Source organism: Phaeodactylibacter luteus, assembly GCF_007993045.1.
Taxonomy (GTDB): Bacteria; Bacteroidota; Bacteroidia; order Chitinophagales; family Saprospiraceae; genus Phaeodactylibacter; species Phaeodactylibacter luteus.
On sequence record NZ_VOOR01000230.1, the window covers coordinates 1 to 364 of the forward strand.

The following is a 364-nucleotide window of genomic DNA, read 5'->3' on the forward strand; positions in this document are numbered from 1 at the left end:
TCTTTGAACTAAAGCATTCCAAAGTACTGGATTCGCATCTGATATATTAAATGTTTTCTTCATAAGAAGAATTGAATATATTTAAAATCTAAAAGGTGTATACCTCCAAGTCGAAAGAGCATCCCATTTTCGAGGATTGAATATCAGGTGAAATTTATTGACATTTAAATGCGCTGCATTTATACTACCTGAATAACCTCTACCTTTTATTGGATTCAAATAATGCTTATGCAACTGAACCCTAAGACTATTATTGATTAGAACACCACCATTTATTTTTCGCAAATGTATAAATCCTGCTTGTACAGGCTCCCCCAAAAATTGCACTTGCTTTTCAACATTGCCAAGCAGTCCAGCACCACTT

General features: G+C 34.1%; 1 protein-coding gene. It reads right to left on the bottom strand.

From position 1 onward, the window contains the following. Window positions 1-81: 81 nt before the first annotated feature. Window positions 82-364 (bottom strand): hypothetical protein (locus tag FRY97_RS23060; protein ID WP_211356967.1); only part of this gene is annotated, 283 nt, incomplete at its 5' end.